21 protein-coding genes, 1 other RNA gene and 5 pseudogenes are annotated in these 26,468 nt (G+C 59.9%); 12 read left to right on the top strand and 15 right to left on the bottom strand.

Going from position 1 to position 26,468, the window contains the following annotated elements; genetic code table 11:
* Complete coding sequence (glp, locus tag DW796_RS02065; RefSeq protein ID WP_118094150.1) at positions 1–1,263, bottom strand: gephyrin-like molybdotransferase Glp; 1,263 nt, start codon at positions 1,261–1,263, stop codon at positions 1–3.
* Positions 1,264–1,474: 211 nt separating this feature from the next.
* Here glp and DW796_RS02060 point away from each other — a divergent pair, with 211 nt between their 5' ends.
* Positions 1,475–2,896, top strand: a complete 1,422-nt coding sequence (locus tag DW796_RS02060; RefSeq protein WP_187362353.1) for a chloride channel protein — start codon at positions 1,475–1,477, stop codon at positions 2,894–2,896.
* Positions 2,897–2,982: 86 nt separating this feature from the next.
* Complete coding sequence (locus tag DW796_RS02055; protein WP_118094096.1) at positions 2,983–3,945, top strand: diacylglycerol kinase family protein; 963 nt, start codon at positions 2,983–2,985, stop codon at positions 3,943–3,945.
* Positions 3,946–4,032: 87 nt separating this feature from the next.
* On the opposite strand, the pseudogene DW796_RS02050 reads toward DW796_RS02055, so the two are convergent.
* The 4 genes and pseudogenes from DW796_RS02050 to DW796_RS02035 form a co-directional block, all read right to left on the bottom strand.
* A pseudogene (locus DW796_RS02050) lies at positions 4,033–4,344 on the bottom strand (peptide chain release factor-like protein); the annotation flags it as partial.
* Between the two features lie 150 nt (positions 4,345–4,494).
* Positions 4,495–5,073: a xanthine phosphoribosyltransferase gene (locus tag DW796_RS02045; RefSeq protein ID WP_118094095.1), complete on the bottom strand. Its 579-nt coding sequence runs from the start codon at positions 5,071–5,073 to the stop codon at positions 4,495–4,497.
* Positions 5,074–5,231: 158 nt separating this feature from the next.
* Positions 5,232–6,536, bottom strand: coding sequence for an MFS transporter (locus DW796_RS02040; RefSeq protein WP_118094094.1), 1,305 nt, complete (start codon positions 6,534–6,536; stop codon positions 5,232–5,234).
* Positions 6,537–6,677: 141 nt separating this feature from the next.
* Positions 6,678–7,961, bottom strand: coding sequence for an O-acetylhomoserine aminocarboxypropyltransferase/cysteine synthase family protein (locus tag DW796_RS02035; protein ID WP_117806439.1), 1,284 nt, complete (start codon positions 7,959–7,961; stop codon positions 6,678–6,680).
* A 234-nt stretch (positions 7,962–8,195) separates the two neighbouring features.
* Between DW796_RS02035 and DW796_RS02030 the strand changes: the two genes are divergently transcribed.
* Positions 8,196–8,642 (top strand): C-GCAxxG-C-C family protein, encoded by a 447-nt coding sequence (locus tag DW796_RS02030; protein ID WP_118094093.1) that lies wholly within the window; start codon positions 8,196–8,198, stop codon positions 8,640–8,642.
* Positions 8,643–8,709: 67 nt separating this feature from the next.
* Here the strand turns inward: DW796_RS02030 and DW796_RS02025 are convergent, their stop codons facing one another.
* The 3 genes from DW796_RS02025 to rpsA form a co-directional block, all read right to left on the bottom strand.
* Positions 8,710–9,348: a YigZ family protein gene (locus DW796_RS02025; protein ID WP_187362351.1), complete on the bottom strand. Its 639-nt coding sequence runs from the start codon at positions 9,346–9,348 to the stop codon at positions 8,710–8,712.
* A gap of 308 nt (positions 9,349–9,656) precedes the next feature.
* Positions 9,657–10,018: RNase P RNA component class A (gene rnpB, locus DW796_RS02020), an RNA gene on the bottom strand.
* 323 nt (positions 10,019–10,341) lie between these two features.
* A complete protein-coding gene (gene rpsA, locus DW796_RS02015; protein WP_022095232.1) occupies positions 10,342–11,508 on the bottom strand; it encodes a 30S ribosomal protein S1 in 1,167 nt (388 codons plus the stop codon).
* A 315-nt stretch (positions 11,509–11,823) separates the two neighbouring features.
* On the opposite strand from rpsA, the gene DW796_RS02010 reads away from it, so the two are divergent.
* Complete coding sequence (locus DW796_RS02010; RefSeq protein WP_117786459.1) at positions 11,824–12,582, top strand: HAD family hydrolase; 759 nt, start codon at positions 11,824–11,826, stop codon at positions 12,580–12,582.
* Between the two features lie 87 nt (positions 12,583–12,669).
* Here DW796_RS02010 and DW796_RS02005 read toward each other — a convergent pair whose 3' ends face one another.
* Both DW796_RS02005 and DW796_RS10515 read right to left on the bottom strand, forming a co-directional pair.
* Positions 12,670–13,344, bottom strand: a complete 675-nt coding sequence (locus DW796_RS02005) for a DeoR/GlpR family DNA-binding transcription regulator (RefSeq protein ID WP_233539157.1) — start codon at positions 13,342–13,344, stop codon at positions 12,670–12,672.
* 213 nt (positions 13,345–13,557) lie between these two features.
* Positions 13,558–15,804: a PTS transporter subunit EIIC gene (locus DW796_RS10515; RefSeq protein WP_233539635.1), complete on the bottom strand. Its 2,247-nt coding sequence runs from the start codon at positions 15,802–15,804 to the stop codon at positions 13,558–13,560.
* Here DW796_RS10515 and DW796_RS01990 point away from each other — a divergent pair.
* The 7 genes and pseudogenes from DW796_RS01990 to DW796_RS10715 all read left to right on the top strand — a co-directional run.
* Positions 15,781–16,182 carry a hypothetical protein gene (locus tag DW796_RS01990; protein WP_233539156.1) on the top strand — a complete coding sequence of 134 codons (402 nt, stop codon included), beginning with the start codon at positions 15,781–15,783 and terminating at the stop codon, positions 16,180–16,182. The genes DW796_RS10515 and DW796_RS01990 overlap by 24 nt on opposite strands.
* An 89-nt stretch (positions 16,183–16,271) precedes the next feature.
* Positions 16,272–17,320: pseudogene (gene trpS, locus DW796_RS10750) on the top strand (tryptophan--tRNA ligase).
* Between the two features lies 1 nt (position 17,321).
* Positions 17,322–17,384: pseudogene (locus tag DW796_RS10785) on the top strand (hypothetical protein); the annotation flags it as partial.
* Positions 17,385–17,467: 83 nt separating this feature from the next.
* Positions 17,468–17,584 (top strand): annotated as a pseudogene (locus tag DW796_RS10780) (Arc family DNA binding domain-containing protein); the annotation flags it as partial.
* A gap of 346 nt (positions 17,585–17,930) precedes the next feature.
* Complete coding sequence (locus DW796_RS01970; protein WP_117762863.1) at positions 17,931–18,551, top strand: helix-turn-helix domain-containing protein; 621 nt, start codon at positions 17,931–17,933, stop codon at positions 18,549–18,551.
* Between the two features lie 103 nt (positions 18,552–18,654).
* Positions 18,655–19,008 (top strand): hypothetical protein, encoded by a 354-nt coding sequence (locus tag DW796_RS01965; RefSeq protein ID WP_118094091.1) that lies wholly within the window; start codon positions 18,655–18,657, stop codon positions 19,006–19,008.
* A gap of 196 nt (positions 19,009–19,204) precedes the next feature.
* Positions 19,205–19,327 (top strand): annotated as a pseudogene (locus DW796_RS10715) (helix-turn-helix transcriptional regulator); the annotation flags it as partial.
* Positions 19,328–19,741: 414 nt separating this feature from the next.
* Here DW796_RS10715 and DW796_RS01955 read toward each other — a convergent pair.
* On the bottom strand, positions 19,742–21,064 hold the full coding sequence (locus DW796_RS01955) for a serine dehydratase subunit alpha family protein (RefSeq protein WP_118094090.1): 1,323 nt from the start codon (positions 21,062–21,064) through the stop codon (positions 19,742–19,744).
* Between the two features lie 269 nt (positions 21,065–21,333).
* On the opposite strand from DW796_RS01955, the gene rpiB reads away from it, so the two are divergent.
* Positions 21,334–21,801: a ribose 5-phosphate isomerase B gene (gene rpiB, locus DW796_RS01950; RefSeq protein WP_035138007.1), complete on the top strand. Its 468-nt coding sequence runs from the start codon at positions 21,334–21,336 to the stop codon at positions 21,799–21,801.
* A gap of 180 nt (positions 21,802–21,981) precedes the next feature.
* Here the strand turns inward: rpiB and ndk are convergent, their stop codons facing one another.
* The 4 genes from ndk to DW796_RS01935 form a co-directional block, all read right to left on the bottom strand.
* Complete coding sequence (gene ndk / locus DW796_RS01945) at positions 21,982–22,386, bottom strand: nucleoside-diphosphate kinase (protein WP_055251725.1); 405 nt, start codon at positions 22,384–22,386, stop codon at positions 21,982–21,984.
* A gap of 377 nt (positions 22,387–22,763) precedes the next feature.
* Positions 22,764–24,194 (bottom strand): argininosuccinate lyase, encoded by a 1,431-nt coding sequence (gene argH, locus DW796_RS01940; protein ID WP_118094089.1) that lies wholly within the window; start codon positions 24,192–24,194, stop codon positions 22,764–22,766.
* Between the two features lie 118 nt (positions 24,195–24,312).
* Entirely contained in the window at positions 24,313–24,483 is a 171-nt protein-coding gene (locus tag DW796_RS10400; RefSeq protein ID WP_156058436.1) for a hypothetical protein, read from the bottom strand.
* 233 nt (positions 24,484–24,716) lie between these two features.
* A complete protein-coding gene (locus tag DW796_RS01935; RefSeq protein WP_118094088.1) occupies positions 24,717–25,943 on the bottom strand; it encodes an argininosuccinate synthase in 1,227 nt (408 codons plus the stop codon).
* Between the last annotated feature and the right edge of the window lie 525 nt (positions 25,944–26,468).

Genomic DNA, 26,468 nt, shown 5'->3' with positions numbered 1-26,468 from the left:
CTATTGCACCGTTCCCTCAGGCAGATCGACGCGCACAACGTCCACGACATCTCCCGCCTTGAGCTCACACGGCCCTTCGTCAATACGCAGCAGACAGTTGGCCCGCTGCATCGTGCCGAGCAGCGCCGAATTCTGCGTCTTGGCCTCGGTCACCAACAGCTCACCGGTCTCGGGGTCGCGCAAAACCGTGGCGCGATCGAAGAAGCGGCGATGCTGGCGCTTCTTCACGCCGTGCGTCAATATCGCCTGCTGTACGGGACGCACGCCCTCGGCAAAGCCGCGCATCTTGCGAATCGCCGGACGCGCAAGCATCTCAAAGCCTACATACGCCGCGGCCGGATTTCCTGAAAGTCCCAGGTAGGGCTTACCCCCAAGCAAGCCAAACGTGATGGCCTTGCCCGGACGCATCGAGATGCGGTCAAACAGCACATCGCCCTCGCGCCGGACGAGCGCCGTCACGTAGTCGTAGTCGCCTGCCGAGGCGCCACCGCTCGTAATGACAAAATCGCACTCCAGCACGGCGCGATGCACCAGCTCGGCAATCGCCTGCTCATCATCGGGCGCAATGCCGTAGAACACGGGCTCGGCTCCTGCATCGAGCGCTTCGGCCATCAACGCCGACGAGTTGGAGTCGCGAATCTGCCCGCGCGCCGGCAGCTCACCCGGCGCGACCAGCTCCGTGCCCAGCGAGATAATGCCCACACGCGGCGCGGCATGCACCTTCACGCTCGCATACCCGGCGCTCGCCAACAAGCCGGCGCCCGCCGGAGCCACAACCTCGCCGGCGTGCATCACAACATCGCCGGCATGGGCCTCCTCGGCGGCAGAGCGAACGTTCTCCCCTACCTTGGCAGGCGCCGAGAACCTCACACGCGAGCCCTCGTTGCCGTCGCCATCGAGCACATCGACGATCTCATATTTCACCGCGGCATCGGCACCTTCGGGTACCGGCGCGCCCGTCATGATGCGGACCGTCTCGCCCGCGCCGATTGTGCCCTCAAACACATGGCCCGCAGCCTCGTGTCCGATAACGTCGAGCGTCACCGGCGCCTCGCCAGATGCCTGCGCCAAGTCCGACGAGCGCACGGCATATCCGTCCATAGCGCTGTTGGCAAACGGCGAGATGTCGATATCGGCCACCGCATCCTCTGCCAAGGGAAGACCGGCGGCCTGCCACACAGGAATCTCGACGACTTCGGTGCGATTCACGTGCGACAAGACGATCGCCTGCGCGTCCTCCAACGGAATGAGTTTCTCAACCATATACACCTCAAGCATGCTGCGGCGCGCAACAAAAGCGCCGATTCTTTATGTTTCTCTCAGTATAATCCCTCGACGCGCGACCGCGACTTGGCCTGTACCCGCAAATACACCTGTCGGCCGCAAGCCGCGAAACAAAACCAAAACCAACCCACCGGCTCGTCGCGTTTACCGCGTTTTATAATGCTCGTGTTGCAACCCAAAAGAGGAACGTATGACTTTTACCGACAAACCCGAAAGCGCAAACGAAGCGCAGGATCATTCTCAGTCGCTCGACGACGGCGGCTTTTTCTCCCTGAACGACGTCATCATGGCCGGCAGGCATCAGCTCACCCGCTCCGAGCATCTCTTGGCCGCCGACACGCGCCGCAACGCCCGCAACCTACTCGCGAGCGCCAAGTTGCTCACACTCGTCGTCATCGTCTCGCTCGCCATGGGCGTTGCCGCCTGGGCGTTTTTGACCTCGCTGAATATCGCAACCGACTATCGCGAGCACCATGCATGGGTCTACGCCTTGCTTCCCGTTGTGGGCGTTGCCACCGCATGGGTGTACAAAAACCACGGCCTTGCCGCCAAACGCGGTAACAACCTGGTCATCGACTCCGCTCTGGGCACACGCCTCATCCATATGCGTATGGCCGTTCTCACCTTCGTCTGCTCCACGCTCACGCACCTAACGGGCGGATCTGCCGGTCGCGAGGGGGCCGCGGTGCAGATTGGCGGCACCATCGCCAGCAACATCTCGAACCTCGCCCACCTCAAAAAGCATGACCACCACGACCTCATGCTCGCCGGCATCTCGTCGGCCTTTGGCGCCGTATTCGGTTCGCCCCTTGCTGGAGCTTTCTTTGGCATGGAGATGTGCTTTATCGGCAAGATCGACTACACCGCGGGCATCTACTGCCTGGTCGCCTCGTTTACCGGCTACTTTACGTCGCTTGCCTTGGGAACCGAGTACGAGGCGAATGTCATCGCCAGCGTTCCCAACATGACACCACGGACAGTTGTCATCGTTGTTATCAGCGCCATTATCTTCGGCCTGACGGCACGCCTCTTTGCCTGGTCGGTTCGAACCGTCAAAAGCCTGTACAGTCGCTTTATCGCCAATTACCTCGTCCGCGCACTCATAGGCGCACTCGTGGTTTTGGCCGCCTATGCCCTCCTCGACGCCTGGAACTACGCCGGCCTTTCCACGTGGCTTTCCGGCGCCGGATTTGCAGGCAACGCCACCCTGGCGGACGCAGCCATCAAGTTGGTCGTCACAGCGCTTACCCTGGGCGCGGGCTTCCAAGGCGGCGAGGTCACGCCCCTGTTTGGCATCGGTGCGGCACTCGGTGGCTGGATCGGTTGCCTTACCGGGCTTGACCCCAGTTTTCTGGCGGCTCTCGGCATGCTCGGCGTGTTCTGCGCCGGCCTCAACGTGCCCATCACCACCTGCATGATGGCCATCGACCTGTTCCACGGCACGGCCGCCGGGTTCTTTGTCATCGTGGCCTTTATCAGCTACCTAACCGGCGGACACCGCGGCGTGTACCCCGCCCAGCGCATCATCTCACCCAAGCGCCGCTCGCTTATTGTGGATGAGGGCGGTACGGTAGCGGATGCTATCGAGCGCCACAACGACCTGATAGAGTAGATGTAATAATCGCCGTGCAGCCACAATCGGGGGCAATTCGACCTGAGCGCGACCGCACTGTCATGTCACACGCCGGGAGTCGCCCCATGCACGCAACTGATTTTGGTCGCACGCTCATCATCGCCAACCCAGCCGCCCAGTCGGGTGCGGCACGCGAAGTTGCCGAGCGCCTGCAACGCTTTTTGGATATGACCGCGCGCGCATCCCAGTTTGACCTGGTGCTAACCGAGCACATGGGACACGCCAAGGAGCTTGCCGCACAGACTCAGGGCTATCGCACCGTTATCGCACTCGGCGGCGACGGCGTGATCCACGAAGTCGTCAACGGGCTTATGACGCAAAAGGAGGACGCCCGCCCCGCTCTTGCCGTCCTGCCCGTGGGCTCCGGCAACGATTTTGCCCAGACGCTCGATATCGAAGATTTCTCCGGCAAGGATTTTGGCGCGCTACTCACCTGTGAGCTGCAGCGTCAGGACATCGGGCGCATTCGCTCATGGAACCCCGCAAGCGGCAGCGGCGAGGCGATCGTCGAGTATTACGACCAGACGCTCTCCGTCGGTATTGATGCCGCCATCGGCCTTGGCACCACCGAGCTGCGCAAAAAGACCGGCTTGACGGGTGCTCCGCTCTACACCCTTTCGGGACTTGAGCAGTTTGGCCTGCGCTATCGCAACTACCCCATGACAGTCAGCTTTGACGGCGCGCCCGCCGAGCGCGTGAGGGCGATCATCATGGCGATTCAGCTTGGTCCTACCTATGGCTCGGGCTATCGCATCTGCCCCGATGCAGACCCCTGCGACGGCATGCTCGACGTCTGCTACGCCTGCGGCCCCGTCCCTCGCGCGGTAGCCCTGCCTATGTTCCTTTCGGCCAAGGACGGCCACCATACCAAGTTGCCACCGGTTCGCATGCGCCGCTGCCGCCATGCCGAGCTAACTTTTGAGGAGCCCGACTACCCCATCCAGGCCGACGGCGAGCCCGTTGTCGCCTCGCGCATCGAGGTCGACATCCTTCCCGCCGTCCTCGAGGTCTGGCACCCAACCCGCTAACCCCACCTAAGTTGCGGTGAAATAGGGACTGTTTATGCAGCTAAAGCCGCAAAACAGTCCCTATTTCACCGCAACTTATTGAGAAGGTCATTCCTCCCCGCCCGGTTTGCGGCGGTTGGCCTTTTTAATCGCGTTGAAGTGCTTGTCATTGAGCCTGCGCTGGCGAGAGCGCAGAGGCACTTTGGTCTTGACGCGTCGGCGCGGTGGACGCCCGCGACGCTCCAGCTCAGCGCGCAGCTTACGCAGGCAGCTCGCGCGATTCTGAAACTGACTACGGCTCTCGCGCGCCGTCACAACAATCCCCGTGGGCCCATGCTTCATACGCACCGCCGAGTCCGTCGTGTTCACGCCCTGTCCGCCCGGACCTGTCGCGCGAAACACCTGCACCTCGCAATCTCGCGCCAACTCCTCGACCGACATCTCGGCATAGCGCGCATACTCGCGCCATCCCATCTTGTTCTCATCCATATCAACACCTCCCCTCATAAAAAATGTGACAAAGGGAAAGTCCCTTTGTCACATCGCATACCAATCGCTTGTGTTGCGCGCTTAGGCGAAGGTGATCTCGCCGGTATCGCAGTCCATATCGGCGATACGGGCCAGGCTCTCGACGCGGAAGCCGCGCTCGCGGAGCTTATCGCCACCGCCCTGGAAGCCCTTCTCCACCGCAATGCCAATGCCGGATACCTCGGCACCTGCAGCCTCGCAGATCTTGATAAGACCCTCGAGCGCGCAGCCGTTGGCCAAAAAGTCGTCGATGATCAGGACCTTGTCGCCCTCGGACAGGAAGCGTTTGCCAACGATGACCGGGTACTCCTTCTGCTTGGTAAAGGAGTAGATGGTCGTGGCGTACTGCTCGCCGTCGAGGTTGATGGACTGTGCCTTCTTGGCAAAGACCACCGGCACGCCGCCAAAATGCTGAGCCGCGATGCAAGCCATACCAATGCCCGAAGCCTCAATCGTCAGGATCTTGTTGATCTCGACATCCTTGAACAGACGGGCCCACTCGGCACCCATGTGGTCGAACAGCTCAACGTCGCACTGGTGGTTGAGGAAGGCATCAACCTTAAGGACGTTACCGGCCTTTACGATGCCGTCATGGCGAATACGATCCTCAAGCTCCTGCATGGCGCAACCCCTTCTCGCGGCAAGGATACCGCGCGATTAATAAACGTTGTTCGATAGTCTACCACGGACCGACCCCCGCCCGCCCCACAAGCCGCATCGCACCACAAACCAGTCTTTTTGGGACGGCGCGGATACGTGGCAGGCAGCCTCCCAACACGCTAATGACGGGCGCGCATCCTCACCAAACGAACCATCGAGAGGACAAAGCCCACGGCTGCCACGGCCATCAACACATAGAACACCGAACGAAAACCAAACAGGAACACATCCGGACGGCCTGCAACAAAACTGGTCACGACCTCGCCCATCGCCACGCTCATCTGCCCATACAGGATATGCGACGCCACCGTAATGCCCACTGCCATACCCGCATAGCGCGCCAGGCTACCCAGGCTGCCCGCAAAGCCGAGCGCTTCGCGCGGAGCCGAGCCCATGTACAGCGAGTTGTTGGGGCTCTGGAAAATCGACGTTCCGCACGACATAAACGCGACACAGCACACGATCACAGGGATGGAAGAGTGCTCGTCGAGCGTACTTACCGCAAAGAGACCGCACACGTACACACCCAGGCCCACCGCCGTGGGACCCTCGCAGCCAACACGGTCCGAAACCGTACCCGAAAGCGGGCCGATAAAGGCATTCACCGTTGGCAGCGCCAAAAAGAGCAGTCCGGAAATGTCAGACCCAAACCCATGCGCATCCTGAAAATAGAATGGCAGGATAAACTCGGATGCGCCGATGCCAACGAACACGATGAGCATGCAGGCAAGATTGATGGTGAAGGCCGAATTTGCAAAGCAGCGACGAGCAGCCTCGATCAGGGACATGGGGCGCTCGCCAGCCTCCGGCTTAACATGCGGCAGCGTATAGAGCCCCACGATAAACGAGATGACGCCAATGGGCAGGTTGATGAGGAAGATGCTCTCCCAGGGAAAGCTTGCCACCAGCATGCCGCCCAGCACGGGGCCACACATCATGCCGAGGGCCACGAAGGTCGCGAGAATACCCATGGCACGACCGCGCTCTCGCGCCGGAAACGACTCGGTGATGATACCCATGTTGTTAGCCATGGCCGCCGCGCAGCCGACGCCCTGCACAATGCGTGCCAGAATAAGAACTTCGAGCGAACTCGAAAGGCCGCAAAGCAGCGAGCCGGCCGTAAAAACGATTACGCCCAGCTGGAATACGCCCACCTTGCCGCGCACGTCGCCCAAGCGGCCAAACGGCAGCATAGCCACGCATGTCGCAAGCAGGTACACCGAGCTCACCAGCTGGATGCGGTCGAGGCCCACGCCCAGCTCCTTTTGCATCACGGGCAACGCCACGGTCACGACGGTCGAATCCAGACACGACATAAACGTCATGATGAGCACGGTAAACAGAATCGCCCATTTGTTCTTGCCATGGGTTTCGCCCTCAAGGGCAATGTGCTCGCGGCGCAGCTGCTCTGCAGTTTTCTCCATATCCATCCTTTCGAGTGGTGCAACGCAAAAACGGGGCCCCAATCGCCTGCGAACAGTCGCGATTGGGGCCCCGCCTACGGAATCGGAACTATATGTCAACAGAACCCCAAGAGGCTCCGTCGCTTCATACAAGAAGCTAGCCTAGCACTGCTCGAGCGCCTGCTCAAGGTCGGCAATCAGATCGGCCGTGTCCTCGAGGCCGCACGACAGGCGCACCATGTCGGCGGAGATGCCGCAGGCGATGAGCTCCTCATCGTTCATCTGACGATGCGTGGCATTAGCGGGATGCAGGCAGCAGGTGCGAGCATCGGCCACATGCGTGGCGATCTGGGCGAGTTTAAGGCTCTTCATAAAGGTCTCGGCCGCCGCGCGACCACCGTTAAAGCCAAAGCTCACGACGCCGCAGGTACCGTTGGGCATGTACTTCTGAGCCAGGTCATAGTACTTATCGCCCTCCAGGCCCGGATAGCTCACAAAGCGCACCTTGGGATGGCTCTGCAGGAACTTAGCAACGGCCAGGCCGTTCTCACAATGACGCGGCATACGCACATGCAGGCTCTCGAGCGAGCTGTTCAGGAAAAACGCCGCTTGCGGGTTCTGCATGGGGCCGAGGTCGCGCATGAGCTGAGCGGTTGCCTTGGTAATGAAGGCACCCTCGCGACCGAACTTCTCGGCATAGGTCACGCCGTGATAGCTCTCGTCGGGCGTGGTGAGACCCGGGAACTTGCCTGCATGGGCCATCCAGTCAAACTGGCCGTGGTCGACGATCACGCCACCCAGGTAGGCCGCATGCCCATCCATGTACTTGGTGGTAGAGTGCGTGACGATGTCGGCGCCCCACTCAAAGGGACGGCACATCACGGGCGTCGGGAAGGTGTTGTCGACCATCAGCGGCACGCCGTGGTCATGCGCGGCCTTGGCAAAGCGCTCAATATCGAGCACGGCAAGGGCGGGGTTGGCAATCGTCTCGCCAAAGACGAGCTTGGTATTGGGCTCAAAGGCTGCCTCAAGCTCCTCGTCGGTGCAGTCGGGGGCGACAAACGTGCAAGTCACGCCCATGCGGCCCATGGTGTGGGCGAGCAGGTTATACGTACCGCCGTAGATAGCAGAGCTCGCGACCACGTGATCACCGGCACCGGCCACGTTAAAGATCGCGAGGAAGTTCGCGGCCATGCCCGAACTCGTGAGCATCGCAGCGGTGCCGCCCTCCATCTCGCAGATCTTGGCGGCAACCAGATCGCACGTGGGATTCTGCAGACGGCTGTAGAAGTAGCCCGACTCCTCCAGGTCAAACAGCTTGCCCATGTGCTCGGACGTGTCGTATTTCCACGTGGTGGACTGGTAGATGGGCACCTGGCGCGGCTCCGCGTCGCCCGGGTGATAGCCGCCCTGAACACATGTAGTACCGATGGTCTGCTCGCTCATATCCAACTCCCTTACTTGGGTTTTGTTTTTATTCGGTTCACGATACCGCTACCCCGCACCCCTCTCAACCCATCCCGCCGATAGGTTATGGGACAAATTAATCAGGTTTATTTGTCCCAAATCTTAAGAAAGTGTTCGATGGCGAAAAACAATGAGATATGCACTGCGGTCTCGATAAGCGAATGCGCCGGCAAGGGTACCATAGGCGGGTACACCATGAACAAGGAGACAACGATGAAGCAGATCGATACCACCCAGCTCAACACTGCCGCCTGCCAGGCTCAGGCTGCCGAATACCACGCCCGTGGCTTTAACTGTGCCCAGGCCGTCGCCTGTACGCTCGCGCCAGCCGTCGGCCTCGATCCCCAGATTGCCTTCACCCTCACCGAGGGCTTTGGCGCCGGCATGGGCGGCATGACCGAAACCTGCGGCGCCATCTCGGGCGCCGTGGCCATCATGGGCTTCGTGATGAGCGACGGCATGGAAAACCCCAAGACCAAGGGCCAGACCTACAAGCTGTCGCGCGAGGTCGCCAAGCGTTTTGGCGAGAAAAACACGACGACCATCTGCGGCACGCTCAAGGGCATCGGATCGGATAAGGGACCGCTGCGCAGCTGCCCCGGCTGCATCGACGATGCGGTCGAGATCGCCTGCGATGTGCTAAAGCAGCTCGCCGAGTAAACGGCAGCGACATAAAACGACGGCCGGCGCGCTTGGGATCCATCCAAAAGCACGCCGGCCCTCGTCGTTAGAACTCGGCAAATTCGGGGGCGCCGGCCTCAATCTGCTCGCGCCCCGCCATAAGCTCGCGCATCTTAGCGCAAAACGGTTCCTGCTCCCCCGCCTTAAACACCAAATGAATCGTCACGGCGTCCGCGTAATCGGCATCCGCAACCTTGGCACCGCAATCCTGCGCCAAACGAAGCACCTGCTCATACTGCGGATAGGCCACATGCGCGTCAACGGGCACGACGCTCGTCATCTCGACGATCTGCCCGGCATCCTGAGCCGCGGCCACCGCCGCCTGCGTCGCCGCGGTATAGGCGCGTACCAAGCCTCCGGGCCCCAGCAGCGTGCCGCCAAAATAGCGCGTCACCACGCAGCAAACATTTTTGAGTCCTGCGCCGCGCAGCACCTCGAGCGTCGGCATGCCGCTCGTACGGCTCGGCTCACCGTCATCGCTCTGGCGCTCGCGTCCATCGACCAAAATCCACGCGGGAACATTGTGTCGAGCGTCGTAATGGCGCTTTCGAACCGTCTCGATAAAGGCATTTGCCTCATCTTCGGACTCAATATGGACCAGCTGGGCAATAAACCGACTCTTACGATCGACGAACTCACCCGTAGCCTCAATATTCGATTGCAGAGTAAAATAGCTGTCCAACAAAGCCCCTCAACAACAAGCAAAGCAACAAACAGTCTCAATAATACGGCAAAGCCCGCACCGATAACCCCGGCGAAAAGAATGGCAACGCCGATGAATCCGTCACCAACAGCGAGAACCCGTCAGCACGAGCAAGGTGCCTTGAAAGACAAGTTTGCGACAAAAATGGGGCCGCCGATGACCAGGCAAAAACAGCGAGACGGCGTCAGCTGAGTCGATTTGGCCCGAAAGAGGAGGGAGCACGCCTTATGGCGGCGACCGACGAATGAGCGCCAAATCGGCCAGCTGACGCCGTCGCAGCGTCAACAAGAAAGCTGAGTGGGCTTGTAAGCCGGGTTCTGTCGTGAACGGTCATTTATCTTGTCTGCACGTTACCGTGCAGCTCCACGCACGCTACCCGAACGCGGACCGGGCCGGCCCATAGCGTTCCTATTCGCGCTTGCTCCGGATGGGGCTTGCCAAGCCGCCATGTTGCCACGACGCTGGTGGTCTCTTACACCACCGTTTCAGCTTTTCCCTTTACGCCTTGCGGCGCAGGTGGGAGTCTTCTTTTCTGCGGCGCTTTCCGTCGGATCACTCCGCCCGGCCGTTAGCCGGCATCCCGCCCTCTGGAGCCCGGACTTTCCTCACGCGTACTGCAAGCAGCACATCGCGCGACCGTCTGGCCCACTCAGCAGTGCAAGAGTGTAACACACCGTTACCGCAGGCAATGGCACAACGCAAACGCTCGACACGATAAACCAAGAACCGCCATGCGTTACAATGATCCTGTCGATGGGCAACGTCGTCAGTCGAGACGCGACCGCGCTCCGCACCCCTCCGTCTACTCGGTGTGTTCCCGCCTCCTCCCCGAGGCGGGATGTCGGCTTTTTTCATGCACCGACAATCCAATAGCCTGTGGACAGCCCGGCAGCATTGCGCATCTCGGTGCCAAATGCAAAAAGGGACCCGTCCATTACGGACGGATCCCTTAAAACAAGTGATCGTCAAACCGATTTACTCGGCGTCGGTCTCCTCGTCCTTCTTCTCGGAAGGCAGCGGGGTAACCTCGATCTCGACGCCCAGAGTCTCAGCAGCAGACTTCATGGACAGGGAGATACGACGACGGTCGAGGTCGATCTCCATGACCTTGACCTGAACCTTGTCGCCAACGTGGGTGACCTGAGAAGGCTGGTCCACGTGCTTGTTGGCCATCTCGGAGATGTGCACCAGGCCCTCGATGCCCTCGCCCAGGTCGACGAAAGCGCCGAACGGGACAAGCTTGGTCACCGTGCCCTCGACGATAGCGCCGACGGGGTACTTCTTGACCAGTGCGCGCCACGGATCCTCGGTGGTCTGCTTGAGACCCAGGGAGATGCGCTCGCGGTTGAGGTCGACGTCGAGAACCTCGACCTCGACCTCCTGGCCGACCTTGACAACCTCGGAAGGATGGTTGACGTGGTTCCAGGAGAGCTCGGAGATGTGGATGAGGCCGTCGATACCGCCGAGGTCGACGAAGGCGCCGAAGTCGACGATGGAGGAAACGGTGCCCTGGAGACGCATGCCAGACTTGAGCTTGGACAGGATCTCGGAGCGCTCGGCCTTACGGGACTCCTCGAGCACGACGCGACGGGAGAGGACAACGTTGTTGCGGTTGCGGTCCATCTCGATGACGCGGGCCTCGATGCGGGTGCCCATGTAGGAGGTGAGGTCCTTGACGCGACGGAGGTCGACGAGGGAAGCGGGCAGGAAGCCACGCAGGCCGATGTCGAGGATCAGGCCGCCCTTGACAACCTCGATAACCTCGCCCTCGACGTTCTCGCCGGAGTTGAACTTCTCCTCGATGCGGTTCCAAGCACGCTCGTACTCGGCACGCTTCTTGGACAGGACCAGACGACCGTCCTTGTCCTCCTTCTGGAGAACCAGAGCCTCGATGGGATCACCGAGTGCAACGATGTCTGCAGGGTTAGCGTCCTTGCGGATGGACAGCTCGCGGACCGGGATAACGCCCTCGGACTTGAATCCGATGTCAACGAGCACCTCGTCATGCTCGATCTTAACGACAGTGCCGTTAACGAGATCGCCCTCATCAAAGTCGGTAATCGTACCGTCGATGAGGTTGTTCATCTCCTCCTCGTTGACATCGTCAAGAGAGAAAATGGACGAGTTCTGAATCTCACTCAAAGGTGGACCCCTTTCGAACTACGGGGCCCCGATTGCTAGGACCTACAGAAGGGTGCGACAAGCACACAACGTTTAGGAACACTCGGGAGCCGACAGATACTAATGTGACGCTTATGCAATCACGTTCGTATAGGTTACGGGGAAATGAGTTCGATTTCAAGCGTGAACTGCGATTTTTTACTCGTGTGGAGACTTTTTCGTAATCTTATGAACACACGTCTCCGCAACTTGACGATAACCAGCCAGGCATTCGGCTTTGGGGTAAAGTATCCGGAGCCAACGATTCTAGATCGATTTTTCGAGAAAGGTGCCCGCGTGCTCAAAGCAGTCGTTTTCGATATGGACGAAACGCTTCTTAGCATCAACCTCAACGCGTTCATCCTTCGATATTTTAAGGATGTCTCTTCGATGCTCGCGGATATCGGGCGCCGCAGCCGCGGTGGCACGATGGCACGCCTCGGCACCATCCTGGTCGACCTCAACGCCAATCGCCGCAGCAGCACGGACAATCGCACCAATCTTGAGTTTTACCAAGAAGAGGTCGAGCGCCGATGCGGCATTTGCCTCTCGGACCCACTTATCTACGAGGCGTTTACCTACTACGACCGCGAAGTTCTTCCGTACAAGAATGACGAACTCATCAACGCCCATGCCATGCCGGGCGCACACGCCGCACTCCAGGCCGTACAGGACGCAGGGCTGCGCTGTGCGCTCTTCACCAACCCCAGCTTTCCCCAGGGGGCTATTGAGTGCCGTATGGGCTGGGGCGACCTGGCCGACGCCCCCTTTGAGCTCGTGACGCACATGGGAAATGCCACCCGCTGCAAGCCCGATGCCACCTATTACCTCGAGCAGCTGCAGGCAATGGGGCTCGAGCCGCACGAGGTCCTTATGGTAGGCAACGACCCCAAGCGCGACTTCCCCAGTCCCGCCTGCGGTATCCAAACTGCCTATGTTGGCCAGGGAAAGCCGGGACTCGCCACCTGGCGCGGAACCATGGAAGACTTCGCCCGCGACTTTAACGCCGTAGTCGAAGCCTTCTACGAGCACCAAGTAGCCGACGAACTAAGCTAGTCCCCAAATCAGGAATGGGGCGCACGTTTGCCTCACGCTTCGTTACGTGGGCAACGGCTTGAGGGCAAGATGCGATGCCCCAGTGTCCTAGGCCGTGATCATTTTGACGCGTTCGCCGATTTTGGCGTCGCGCTTGTCGGAAATAACAGTAAAGCCCTCCAGGTCGCACACCTTTACATTTGAAAACACGTGGAACTTGGAGCTATCGGCGAGCACGTAACTCGCCTGGGAATTCTGCATCACGATACGTTTTTTGATAGCCTCGGGATAACCTGGCGTCATGATGCCGCGGTCCTCGTCCACCGCGTTGACACCTATAAACGCCCGGTCAAAGTACAGCTCGCGCAGCGCGCTCTCAACCATAGGACCGGTGAGCGAGCAGGTAACGGGGTTGAAGTCGCCGCCAATTACCACCACCTTAGCAGCAAGCTCGCCCGTAAACCAACATGCATAGCCGTTGGTGGTGTAGATAGTCACCGGCTTGTCGACGAGCAGGCTCAGGAGCGCCATCGCGGTGGTACCGGAGTCGACATAGACCGTCTCACCGTCCTCGACCTCCGCCGCCGCACAACGCGCGATCAGGTCCTTCTCGCTGCTCCGCTGCGCACCCTTCTCAAAAACGCTCGCCTCGTGAGCCGCGGAATGCAACTTAACCGCGCCGCCGGTCAGATACTCGATGCTCCCCCGCTTCTCAAGTTCTTTGAGGTCACGGCGAAGCGTAGACATCGACACATCGGGCATAAAGGCCGCGAGCTCGTCGATCTTGAGCAGATCGACCTCCTTAAGCTTATTGAGAATCAGTTCATGCGCTCATACGGAATCATCGGCGTTCCGTCCTTTTCATCTGTTTTCAAAGTTTACTCCAATCATGTCAATCAAAAGAAAAAAAGGGCCGCTGCGATATAAACAGCGACCCTTTATTAGATGGAAGTCGGTCTTAGCCTTGGACACATGGTGTGGGGCCTCAAAGCAAGACTAGGCGAGCTGATCGTCCTTACCGGTGAAGATGTAGCCGAGCACGCCGACGACAACAGCCGAGATAACCATACCGATCATGGCGAAGGCGAAGTTCATCGGATCGGAGGAGACGAAGGCCGGGAACGTGGTGACGGAGCCAAAGACAAAGGCAGTGGTGACAACCTTGAAAACGCCGAGGAACGCGCCACCGCAGGCACCGCCGATAATCTGAGCCAGGAAGAGCTTCTTATTCTTGAGGAGCATGCCAAAGAGCGTGGGCTCGATGATGGCAGAGAGGCAGATGGTCACGGCGCCGGTCATAGCAAAGCTCTTGAGCTTCTGGTCGCGGGCCTTGAGGAAGACGCCGAGGGCGCAGCCGATAACGGCAAAGTTGCAGGCAAAGGTGGCCGGGCAAATGTAGTCGAAGCCGTTGGAAGCGATGTTGTTGATCATGATAGGGTTGACGGCCCAGTGAATACCCATCGAGACGAGCACGGACCAGCCGCCGCCCACCAGGATGCCAGCAAGTACGTTGGAGCGGGCGATGAGCCAGTTGACCACGAAGGCAATGCCCTCGCCGGCATAGACGCCCAAGGGACCAATCACGAGCATAGTGGCGGGAACCATGATGATCAGCGAGACCGCGGGGAGCACGACGAGCCTGAGAGTCTCGGGCACATGCTCATCCAGGAACTTATAGAGGAACGAGTAAACCCAGATGGCGATGATGGCCGGGATAACGGTGGAGTTGTAGCTCATGAGCACCACGGGGATGCCGAAGAACTCGCTCATGGCGCCGTTGCCCGCATCGCCCATCAAGCCGATAAAATCGGGATAGAGCAAACAGGCGCAGATCAGAGCCGACAGGTACGGGCTCGCACCGAAGCGTTTGCCCGAGGAGAAGCCTAGAAGCACCGGCAGGAAGTAGAACACGCTCATCGAGAGGGTGTAGAGGATGGTGTAGGTACCCGTGCCCTCGGTGATAAGGCCAAGCTGAACCGCAAGGATTAGCAGGCCACGGAGGATACCGGAGCCGGCCATGGCGGGCAGCAGCGGAGCAAAGACGCCCGAGATAGCAGAGAAGATCCTGGAGACGATACCCTCATCGGAGGAGGTGCTCGTGGAGACCTCGGCGCCCGAGCCCTTGACGAGCGGCTCGAACTTCTCATAGAGCTTGGGCACCTCGGTGCCGATCAGCACTTGATACTGGCCGGCCGAGTTGACGGTGTTGACCACGCCGTCGACCTCCTTGACGGCCGCGTCGTCACACTTGGAATCGTCGCGTAGGTTCAGGCGAAGACGAGTGGCGCAGTGCGTCATGCCCGAGATGTTCTCGGGGCCGCCCACGGCGGCAAGAATGCCCTTGGCAGTAGCTTCCCAATCGCGTTTCATATAATGATTACCCCCCATCGTGCAGAAGAGCTCGCGCACGAGCGCGGCCGCTGCAAGCGCATCGTTTGCATCGATCACGGACTGAATCTTTTCCTGGCCCACGCTTTCCAGGGCGTCATTCATAAGCTTCATCATAACGAGGTTATGAGCGCACTCCCCTTCCGCATCCTCGATAATCGGGAACGTATCGAAGTAGACGGCGCGGTCAAAGGCGTACTTCTTGAGATAGAAGAGCATTTCGAGCATCTTGACAGGCGTAGCCATGCCAATCATGAGTCCGTCGTCCATCACGCCGTAACCATCGTTGAGGTGAATGCCGTAGAGCTTGCCGGCACGGCCGAAGATATCGGTAGCCATCGCGGGGTTCTCGTGCTTCATGAGCATGTGACAGTAATCGAGCGTGACACCCAGATTCTCGCGGTCCGCCGCGTTGAGGATCATGCCGGTGAGGCCCATCGTATCGATATAGGCGTAGCTGCGCTCCTCATAGGGCTTGTACTCGATGAAGATATGCAGGTCGGGCGCATAGTCGCAGACCGCCTGGAACGCCTTAACGAGGTTGTCAAACACGTGGGTGTAGTCGATCTGGAAGCTGTAGTCGAAGCCATCGTGGCCGAGCCAGATCGTCACGGTATCGCCGCCGCAGGTGCGACAGTAATCGCAGGCCTCATAGCAGAGCTTAAGCGCCTCTCCAGCGAGCGCGGGATCCTGGTTGCCCAGGTCCCCATTGATAAAATCGCTGCGAAAGCGAAGAGCCGTGCCGTTGAGCTTAAGATCGTGTGCGTCGAGCTTGGCCTTCATCTCCTCGGCGGGGATGCCCACCACGTGCTCAGGGTAATTAAGGTCCACATGGGTGAGGCCGACAAGGGCCACATCCACCATCGCCTGATCCAGGAGGGCTACGACCAGCGCCAGGCGGTCCTGCTCATCTACGCATGGTGTCTACTGCTCTCCCTCGGCGCCATGGTGATCAACCAGGTCCCCGTGGGAGCCCGCGTGGTGATCTTCCTCTTGCTGTTCGCGTGCTCGGCGCTATTCGCCGCGCGCCTGCACCTGTTTGAGCCAGTACTGCGTCACCACTACAATCCCAAGACTCAGCGAGATGAGACCGTCACGCCCGAAGACCACGCTTTCGCCGCCGAGGAGCGCGCGGCGCACGTGGCCCATGAGGAGCGGCTCGAGCATATCGAGGGGCTCCTTCCCAAGAAGGGAAACGACCCTGCGGGACGACAAGGCGAAAACCATCGTTGATTCCGGCAAGAGACGCCGTTTCTCTGGTAGCTTCATCTTCAACCAAGACCGACAATGCCGGCCGGGCACTCAACCCAAAAGGAGACAGCATGCCCAACGAACTCAGCTATGAGGTCAGCCTCGAGCGCAGCAACCAGATCCGCGCCGACCTGCCGCAGCACCCCGAGAAGTACACCATGCTCACCGGCGACCGCCCCACCGGCCGCCTGCACCTCGGCCACTACTTCGGCACGCTCAAGAGCCGTGTCGAGCTGCAGGACATGGCCGTGCATACCAACGTGCTCATCGCCGACTACCAGGTCATCACCGACCGCGACAGCACCGATAACATCCAGGACAACGTGTACAACATGGTCATGGACTACCTTGCCTGCGGTATCGATCCCGACAAGACCATGATCTACGCGCACTCCGCCGTGCCCGCAGCCAACCAGCTCATGCTGCCGTTCCTGTCGCTGGTGTCCGAGGCCGAGCTGGCTCGCAACCCCACGGTCAAGGCCGAGATGAAGGCCTCGGGCCATGAGCTCACCGGCCTTCTGCTCACCTACCCGGTGCACCAGGCCTGCGACATCCTGTTCTGCAAGGGCAACGTCGTGCCGTCGGCCGCGACCAGCTGCCGCACATCGAGCTCACCCGCACCATCGCCCGCCGCTTTAACAACCGCTACGGCAAGGTGTTCCCCGAGGTCGAAGCGCTGCTTTCCGAGACCCCGCTACTGCCGGGCCTGGACGGTCGCAAGATGAGCAAGAGCTACGGCAACGCCATCAACATCTCGATGACCCCCGAGGAGACGGCCAAGCGCATCAAGAAGAGCCAGACCGACTCCGAGCGCATGATCACATTCGATCCCGAGAACCGCCCCGGCGTGTCCGGTCTGCTTTCGACGGCCGCCATCTGCACCGGTCGTTCCGAGGTCGAGATTGCCGAGGAGATCGGCATGGGCGGCTCCGGCCAGCTCAAGAAGTGCGTGACCGAGGCCGTCAACGAGCACTTCGCCCCCATCCGCGCGCGCCGCGAGGAGCTCGTGCAGGATATGGACTACGTCAAGGACGTCCTGCACGAGGGCAACCGCCGCGCTAACGAGGTCGCCGAGGCCACGCTCGCCGAGGTGCGCGAGGCCATGGGCATGGTGTACTAGCATGTACCGCCTTGTTGCAAGCGATATGGACGAGACCTTCCTCGACTCCAATCACGCCATCCCCGAGGCGAACATCCGCGCGCTCAAGCGCATGAAGGAGCTGGGGGGGTTCTGCTCGTCCCCTCAAGCGGGCGCTGGTACTCGTAGATGCGCAGCGCCAACGGTCAGGTGGAATGGATCTTGCGAGACGCCCTCAAACGCGCGGGAAGGCTGCCAAAGAAAGAGCCCTCGTTCAAGGGCACGCCCAAAGGCGAGGAGGGCTAAGCCGGGAAGACAGGGCTCGGGCGCGGCCGACGTCGGGGCAAAGCCGCGCTCTGCCTCGCCAGCGCCGAGGCAGAGTTGAGCCCCGCCGCTCCAAAGTCGAGCCGAGCGGCGGGGCCAACACCAACCCAAAGCAAGCTCGCCCCCTCTATACGCACCAACCGGTCCCCGGAGGCACCCGCCTTTGGAGACCGTTCTTTTCCCAGCTAGATGTCGTATATAAAGCCTTTTGACAGCTCGATTTTGCCCCGTGGGGGTCAAATATAAAGACCTTTGATGGTACGATGCTCGCGTCAATGACATGGTGGCTCTCGACAGGGGTCACCCCGACCCTCTAGGGAGCAAACGCATGGAGCTGGGCTCGCACATCAAGGAGCATCGCACGGAGCTCGGACTGTCCCAAGACGATCTGGCGGAGCGCATCTACGTGTCGCGCCAGACCATCAGCAACTGGGAGTGCGGCCGTACGTATCCGGATGTCCAGAGCCTGCTGCTGCTTTCCAACGTGTTCGGGGTGACCGTGGACTCCCTCATCAAAGGAGATGTGGAAACCATGGCACAGGTAATGAACGAAGCGGTCAAGAAGTACAACGCCCTCTCCACAATCACGGTCGTGAGCGCGGTCGTGTTTTTGGTGCTGAGCGCGTGGGCGGCGTTCCAGTTCGAATGGGGCTGGGGCATGCACATCGCGCCCACCGCGGCGTTTGCCGCCGTGGCGCTCGTCGTGATGCTCGTGGCGTTCGTGTATATGGAACGCATGAAGAAGCAGCACGACCTCGTCACGTACCGCGAGGTGTTGGCGTTTAGCCGCGGCGAGCAGGTCGATCGCGACACGCTCGAGGGGCGCCGTGAGCGCGAGATGAACCCTTGGGTCAAGGGCACGCGCAACGCGGTGCAGATCATCATCGGCGCCATCGCCGGCGGACTGGTGGGCGTCGGCATCGGCATGCTCGCCAAGATGCTGAGTTAAAAGCGCGGGTACGCACCCGTTCCCCGAAATGGTATCCCCCTTAGCCCCCCCCATTCTGAAGATGTATGCCAGAATGGGGGCGATTCCCGTTAGGAGGTGCCCCATGAACGTCACCGTACGCGCGTCCCTCATCGCATTGATCGCAATCGTTGGCGTCTGCTGGGCAATCCCCGTCCTCCTGGTGAGCGTCGTCCCATCCGATGCCGGCATGATCGCCATGATGGCGCTGATCTACCCCGTGCTCCCCGCAACTGCAATCACCCTCGGTCTGCTCGCCGCGAACTCCGCGAGGACGCTCTTCTGGGTACCCGCAGCGCTCGGAATCGGACCCGCGCTCCTGTTTCCCCTCGCGGTCGAGGGCAGCCAGGACCTTGCGTTCCATGGGGTTGCCTATACCGCAATCGGCTACGCCGCCATGGGCCTGCGCACCTGGACGACTGCTCGACAACATCGCTAAGCCATCGCCCCGCAAGCCTCCACAAGCCAGATCTCCCCGCGGCGATGGCACGCATCGCAGCAACAATCATGCAGGTAAACCCCATGCAAAACAATTTTTGCAGCGCCCGGCAAGCCTTGCCGCATATGATGTACAACAGATTCGATAGCGCACCCGATGTGTTCGCGGGACGCTCCTTCACGACCGGGAGGTGACGATGGACATCAGCAACCAGATAAAGACGAGGCGCGAGGCGATGGGGCTCTCCCAAGAACAGCTCGCCGAGAAACTCTACGTGTCGCGTCAGACGATCTCGAACTGGGAGCGGGACAAGACGTATCCGGACGTCCAGAGCCTGCTCATGCTGAGCATCCTATTCGGCACCTCCATAGACACGCTCGTGAAGGGAGACGTGACCGTTATGGAAGAGGCAGTCGAAAGAGATCGCAAGCGCATGGGAACGCGGATGCTATGGCTGGCCGTGCTGATGCTCGCGTTGCTGGCGGTGGCGTTCGCACTGATACTGTCGCCGGCGTTTAACTGGATGGAGGGCACCTGGGGCGCCGGCGTCGCCGCGGCTGCGGCGTTCCTGCCGGCGATAGCGGCGCTTGTTGTCGCAACCGTCCTCGAGCGCATCAAGCGCGAGAACGACCTGGTGACATACCGCGAGATCCTCGCTGTCCGCAATGCAGACAGGTGCTTTACAGCCACAAGCGCGATAGTTTCAACAACAAGATGCAGTGCCCCAGAGCCCCTAGCAGTCGACGACGGTTTTGCCGATCATGATGTTGAGGATCTCGACGTCGGTGTCCTTCATACCCACACGGCCCACGTAGCCCATGCTGGCAATCGTCTGCTCGACGGTATCCTGGATCAAACCCTCGCCGGCACGGAAGCCACGCCCCCGCATGGCCATGTCATGTCCCAGAATCGCCGCATCGACGGCAGCCGAAATCTTGGCGGCACAACTCGCCTTGGCGCCGTCGCACACGATGCCGCCCACGTTACCGAGCGTATTCGAGACCGTCGCGCCAATCTGCTCGCGCGTGCCACCGCACAGCCAGGTAATCGCAGCGCCGGCGCCGCACGCGGCGCAAATAGCGCCGCAAAACGCCGAAAGCGCACCAATATAGCTCTTGATATGCACGGCGATAAGATCGGACAGCATCACGGCGCGCACCAGACGCTCGTGGTCGCAACGCAGGTACTCGGCATACTCCATGACGGGCAGCGCGCAGGTAATGCCCTGGTTGCCCGAGCCGCACACAATGGCGACCGGCAGCGCGCAGCCGTTCATACGGGCATCGGAGCCGGCGGCCGCACGCGCACGCGCACGGCAGGCGACGTCATCGGCACGAGCGCCCAGCAGCGTACGGCCCACCTCGGCGCCCCAAGCGTGCGCGAGGCCCTCGGCACTGATCGCGCCGTTCAGCTCAATCTGACGCTCGACGGCCGCGCGGGCATCCTCAATGTCGCCGGCCTCGATAAAGTCGATGATGGACTCGATCGACATGGGTGTGTCGGCCTTATCCGCCGCCCGCTCGGCCACCACGCGCTCGGCGCAGGCGGCACACTCCCCCGCCGACTTGCCGCATACCGGAATACCGTCGAGCGTATGGCACGTGACATTGGTGTGGTGATCGGTAATCTCGACGACCGCGGTATGGCCACCAGCCGTCGCAGTCACCTTGATGTAGAGGTTGGGCACACCCTCGACAAGCGACACATCGCAGTAGCCAGCGTCGGCGAGGAGCTCGGCCACACGAGCGCGGTCTTCATCGTTAACGCTCTCGAGCACCTCGAGCGCGCTCTTAGCGTCGCCGCCCACGGCACCCAGCACGGCCGCGGCTTCAATACCGTGCATACCGCCCGAGTTGGGCACGGTCACGCTCTTAACGTTCTTGATAATGTTGCCCGAGCAGGCAACATCCATATGATCGGGTTCGCAACCGAGCGTCTGGCTCGCCAGCGCCGCTGCATAGGCAACGGCAATGGGCTCGGTGCAGCCGAGTGCACAGACAAGCTCGCGGTTCAAAACATCGCAAAATGCGGCATCACGGATGGAATCGGTAGGCATAGGTATCTCCTGCTTGCATAACGGGCTGGACTCTCAAAAAAGTTGGCTCCTTTATTTGATAACAATGCATCAAAAACCGCAACCACGGTTCCGGCGGACGGCGCTCAAGCACAAATTGGCGGCATTATTCATGAGAGGCCGGCCTTGTTGCCTGCTAAAGCGTTTGACCAAAAAACGCCCGAGTGTTTACGCAAAAGTCGCGCTATCATGCAGTCGAACGCGGTAAAACCTTTAGCAATTCCGCCGCACGGACCAGAGAGGAACCACTCATGAAGATTGGTATCGGTAACGACCACGCCGCCGTCGAGCTCAAGAACATCATTTCCGAGCACCTGAAGGAGCGCGGATGCGAGGTCGTGAACTTTGGCACCGACACCTCCGAGAGCTTTGATTACCCCATCGCCGGCTACAAGGTGGGCAAGGCAGTTGCCAACGGCGACGTCGACCTGGGCATCCTGATCTGCGGCACCGGCGTCGGAATCAGCCTGGCCGCCAACAAGGTCGAGGGCGTTCGTGCCGTCGTGTGCTCCGAGCCCTTCAGCGCCAAGCTCTCGCGCATGCACAACAACACCAACGTGCTCGCCTTTGGCGCCCGCGTCGTGGGCTCCGAGCTCGCCAAGATGATCGTCGACGAGTGGCTCGACGCCGAGTTTGAGGGCGGCCGTCACGAGCGTCGCGTTAACCTCCTCAACGAGATCGACCACACGCGCGGCCTTAAGATCGTCGACGAGGCCTAAAGATTCACAAAGCCATACGACGCTAACGCCAGCCCCCGCCCGGAAGAAACATCCGGACGGGGGCTCTTTAGTAGATTTGTGGGGGTTTACCAAAAGTCTACTGGAATAAAAAGGGCGCCGCGGATGAAGTTCCGCGGCGCCCAAGCCACACGCTAACAGCTTTAAGGAGTCAAAGCTGGTTTAGCCAAAAAAGCGCTTGATCTCGATCTCGGCGTTCTCCAGGCAGTCGGAGCCGTGGATCACGTTGGCGTTGACATCGACAGCAAAGTCGCCGCGAATGGTGCCGGGGGCAGCATCAAGCGGGTTGGTGGCGCCCATAAGGGTGCGCATCTTGGAGACAGCGGAGAGGCCGGAAACGACCATCTTGACGACCGGACCGCTCGTCATAAAGTCGCAGAGACCGCCAAAGAAGGGCTTGTCGGCCAGATGGGCGTAGTGCTCCTCGACGGTAGCGCGCTCGAGCGTGGTCATCTCCATGCGCTCGATAACAAGGCCGCTGCGCTCAATGCGAGCAACGATCTCGCCGATCTTGCGATCGCGCACGGCGTCGGGCTTAATCATGATGAAGGTCTTCTCGATAGCCATAAGGTAGCCTTTCAAGTAGGTTCGCGCGTGCCCAAGTCCCATTCCGGCACCCGCCTGGACTGCATCGTAACAGAGTTCTAGCTGCAGTTAAACAAAAAGCCGTTTATTGAAGCGTTATTATTTATTAAAGCGCTCCATATGTGTCACTTCTGTTTCGAAGCCCGACTAGAGTACCATCCGTCCCACTTTCAACTGCAACGAACAGAACGGGCGGTCGATTGTCGCCCGTGAACGCACCCCCTTCACAACCTGCGCAAATGTCCTACAGAAGTTCTCGACAAGCTCCTTCCTTCTCTATAACAAAACGGGTGCCCACCATAGCGGGCACCCGTAAAGGCAAAATATGATGAACACACCAGACAGACGCATCCAATAAGCTAATTAGCTCCGTAGCCCATCTCGACGACCTTGGATAACGAGCCAAACACACCCTCATCGGCCGCGAGCTGCGCCTCGGCGCTTCCCAACTGCACGGCAACGGCAGCAGGGGCGGTACCACCCTCGGTCGTGCGCGCGGCGACAATCGACGGGATGTCGAGTGCCTCGGTAATGTCGCGCTCAAAGAGCGGACTTGCCTCCTGAAACACCTCAAACGGCAGGTCCTCAAGATTGCAGCCGCGCTTCTCACACATCAGGACAAGATGACCCACCACGGCATGTGCCTCGCGGAACGGCAGGCCGCGCTTTGCCAGGTAATCGGCAACATCAGTGGCTGCCAAGTGGCCCACACCACACTCGCGCGCCATGGCATCCTCGTTGACGGTCCAGGTCGAAATCATTCCGGCCATAACGGACAGGCACTGCATGAGCGTGTGAGCGGTATCGAGCGCGCCCTCCTTGTCCTCCTGCAAGTCCTTGTTATAAGCGAGCGGCAGGCCCTTCATGGTCACCAGCAGCTGCACCAGGTTGCCGTACACGCGACCGCTCTTACCGCGGATAAGCTCGGCAAAGTCGGGATTCTTCTTCTGCGGCATGATGGACGAGCCGGTGGAGTAGGAGTCTGAAAGCGTGATAAAGCCAAATTCGGAGCTCGACCACAGCACGATCTCCTCGGAAAGACGCGACAGGTGCATCGCCATGACGGATCCGGCGTAATGCAGATCGAGCAGGAAATCACGGTCGGAAACCGCATCGAGCGAGTTGGGAATCACGCCCGCAAAGCCAAGTTCGGCAGCCGTCATCTGGCGATCGAGCGGATAGCTCGTACCGGCAAGCGCGGCAGCACCCAGCGGGCAGTTGTCGGCGGCATCAAAGGCGGCCTTCAGGCGCGTAAAGTCGCGCGCGAACATCCAGGAATACGCCAGCAGATGATGCGAGAGCAGCACGGGCTGAGCGTGCTGCATATGCGTGTAGCCCGGAAGAATCACCTTGTCGTACTTCTTGGCCGCATCCACCAGCACATGGCGCAGCTCAAGATTGGCCTCCATGAGCTCCTTGGCCAGCGCCTTGACGCCCAGGCGCGTATCGGTCGCCACCTGGTCGTTGCGCGAACGCCCAGTATGCAAGCGTTTGCCAGCCTCGCCGATACGACGCGTCAGCTCGCTTTCGATGGACATATGAATGTCCTCGTCGTTGATATCAAAGGTGAAGTTGCCGGCATCGATATCCTGTTCGATTCCGGTCAGGCCCTCGGCAATCGCCTGCTCGTCCTCGGCGCTGATAATGCCCTGGGCCGCCAGCATCTTGGCATGTGCCTTAGATCCGGCGATATCCTGCTTATAGAGATGTTTGTCAACCGGCAACGACGCGCCAAACTCCTGCGTGACCTCGGCCACGCCTGCCTCAAAACGACCGCCCCAAAGAGCCATGGAACCGTCCCCTTTCATCAAATCCCAAAACAAGCGCCCAAAGCAATGCGCCCTGTCGCTAAAGCGATTTCTCAACCGCTAGTTTTGTATATTCCCCACCATGTGCGAGGCCATATAGCTAATTTGCAAAGAAGTGACGCGCCATGCACTTGGCGCCCAACGTCTCCCTCCGAATGTTGCCCTGCGAACCATCGATCCAGGCCTTTAGGCTCATAGGAACGTCCTCGACCTTTGCAGCATCGAACTCGGGCGCGAGGGCAAGTAAAGCATGCGCGATAGCATTGAACATAATGGATACTCCCCATATATATAGGCGCAGGGCCGTCAAATTGATAGGAGGAGCCCCGCCGGACAACCCCGGCGGGGCTCGGACTCAGCCGCAGACGCGGCATCATATATGCGGGCGGAACGTAGGGGCCACCGATGTTAAGAAGTGTCAGCAAGCATAACGAAAGGTAGGGACCCCATGCGCCCGTTATGTATCACGCGGATGGGCCGCGCGGATACCAAAGGAAGGAGGCGCTAGGCCTGGGCGGCAGCAGAGCTGGGGCCCTGGACCTTAGCCCACGTCTTGAGCGACAGCGTATCGATCTCGATAAAGCCGGCGCTGGCCTTCTCGTCAAACGTAGTGTCGCGGTCGTAGGTAGCCAGACCGTAGTCATACAGGCTAAACGGGCTCTTGCGGCCGACGACATGGCAGTTGCCCTTAAAGAACTTCAGACGGACGGTGCCGGTCACGAACTTCTGGGTGTCGGCCATAAAGGCATCGAGCGCGTTTTTGAGCGGGCTGTACCACTGGCCGTTGTACACGGCGGTGGCCCAATCCTGCTCGAGCTTAATCTTGGTCTTGAGCAGGTCGCCCTCGATGCAGATGTCCTCGAGCGCCTTGTGGGCGGTGATGAGCGTCAGGGCGCCAGGAACCTCGTAGCACTCGCGACTCTTGAGGCCCACCAGACGATCCTCGACCAGGTCGAGACGGCCAAAGCCGTTGTCACCCGAAATCTTGTTGAGGGCGATGACGATCTCGGAGAGTTTCATCTTCTTGCCATCGACGGCGACGGGCTTGCCCGCCTCAAACTCAATCTCGGTGCAGGTCGGGGTGTCCGGCGTGTCCTCGGGGTTCTTGGTCATAACCCAGGCGTCGTCGAGCGGCTCGTTCCAGGGATCCTCCAGGTGACCGCACTCGATGGCGCGACCCCACAGGTTGTCGTCGATGGAATAGGGGTTGTCGTTGGCGCCCTCGGGAACCGGCACGTTGTGGGCGTGAGCATAGGCAACCTCATCGGGACGGCACTTCAGATCCCACTCGCGAACCGGGGCGATAACCTTAAGCTCGGGGTCGAGGGCCTTGACGGCAGCCTCAAAACGAACCTGGTCGTTACCCTTGCCGGTGCAGCCGTGGGCGACGTAGGTCGCGCCAAACTCGTGAGCGACCTCGACAAGCTTCTTGGCGAGCAGCGGGCGAGACAGCGCGGAGAGCAGCGGGTACTTGTTCTCGTACATGGAGTTTGCGGCGATGGCCTTAGTCAGGAACTCATCGGAGAACTCGTCGCGCAGGTCGAGCACCTGGCAATCGAGAACGCCCAGGTCAAGCGCCTTCTGCTTCTTGGCATCCAAGCCGGTCTCCTCCTGGCCCACGTTGCCGCAGACGCAAACGACATCGAGATTCTTCTCGTCCTGGAGCCACTTGACACATACGGATGTATCAAGACCACCGGAATATGCGAGAACGACTTTTTCCTTGCTCATGGCTGTTTCCTTTCGCCCTTGGTAGCTAGTTAGAACATCGGTCAGTTGCAAGTCATTTCGAGGTCAAAAAACCGTGCAATATCAGGTTAAATAGCAAAAAGCAGCACAGCATGCTCTAGAAACATGCGTTTATATCGTGCTAAAACCCAACGACCTCAAAATGACTCTGTTGGGGCATTTCACCCCATACGAACAGAGACGATTGTTATCGTCGTCGGGAAATTGCGCGCTGGCGTCGGATGGCATTATCTGCAGTGGTGATGATCTTTACGAACTGCATCTGCCTCTCCTTTCACCTATCGCCGGGCGCAATTCTAATATCGTAAACGGTACCTTTTCTTCGGTAAGCGGTTGTATTTCCGTCTCCGTTTTCGATGGTCGCTATATTACGCTAAAGTGCCCGCAGCACAAGCGACAAATTCAAATTTCTGAAAAGTTTTTTCATTACTTTGTGAAGCGTGGTGCAAATACGCTCCGTTCCTGCGACAATACGCTCAGTTACTGGTTGATGGTTATAACGTCTGA

It is taken from the genome of Collinsella sp. AM31-2AC (assembly GCF_003469285.1).
Lineage (GTDB): Bacteria > Actinomycetota > Coriobacteriia > Coriobacteriales > Coriobacteriaceae > Collinsella > Collinsella aerofaciens_AT.
The sequence above is the reverse complement of the archived record's forward strand: the minus strand, read 5'-3'. Positions and strand labels throughout refer to the sequence as shown.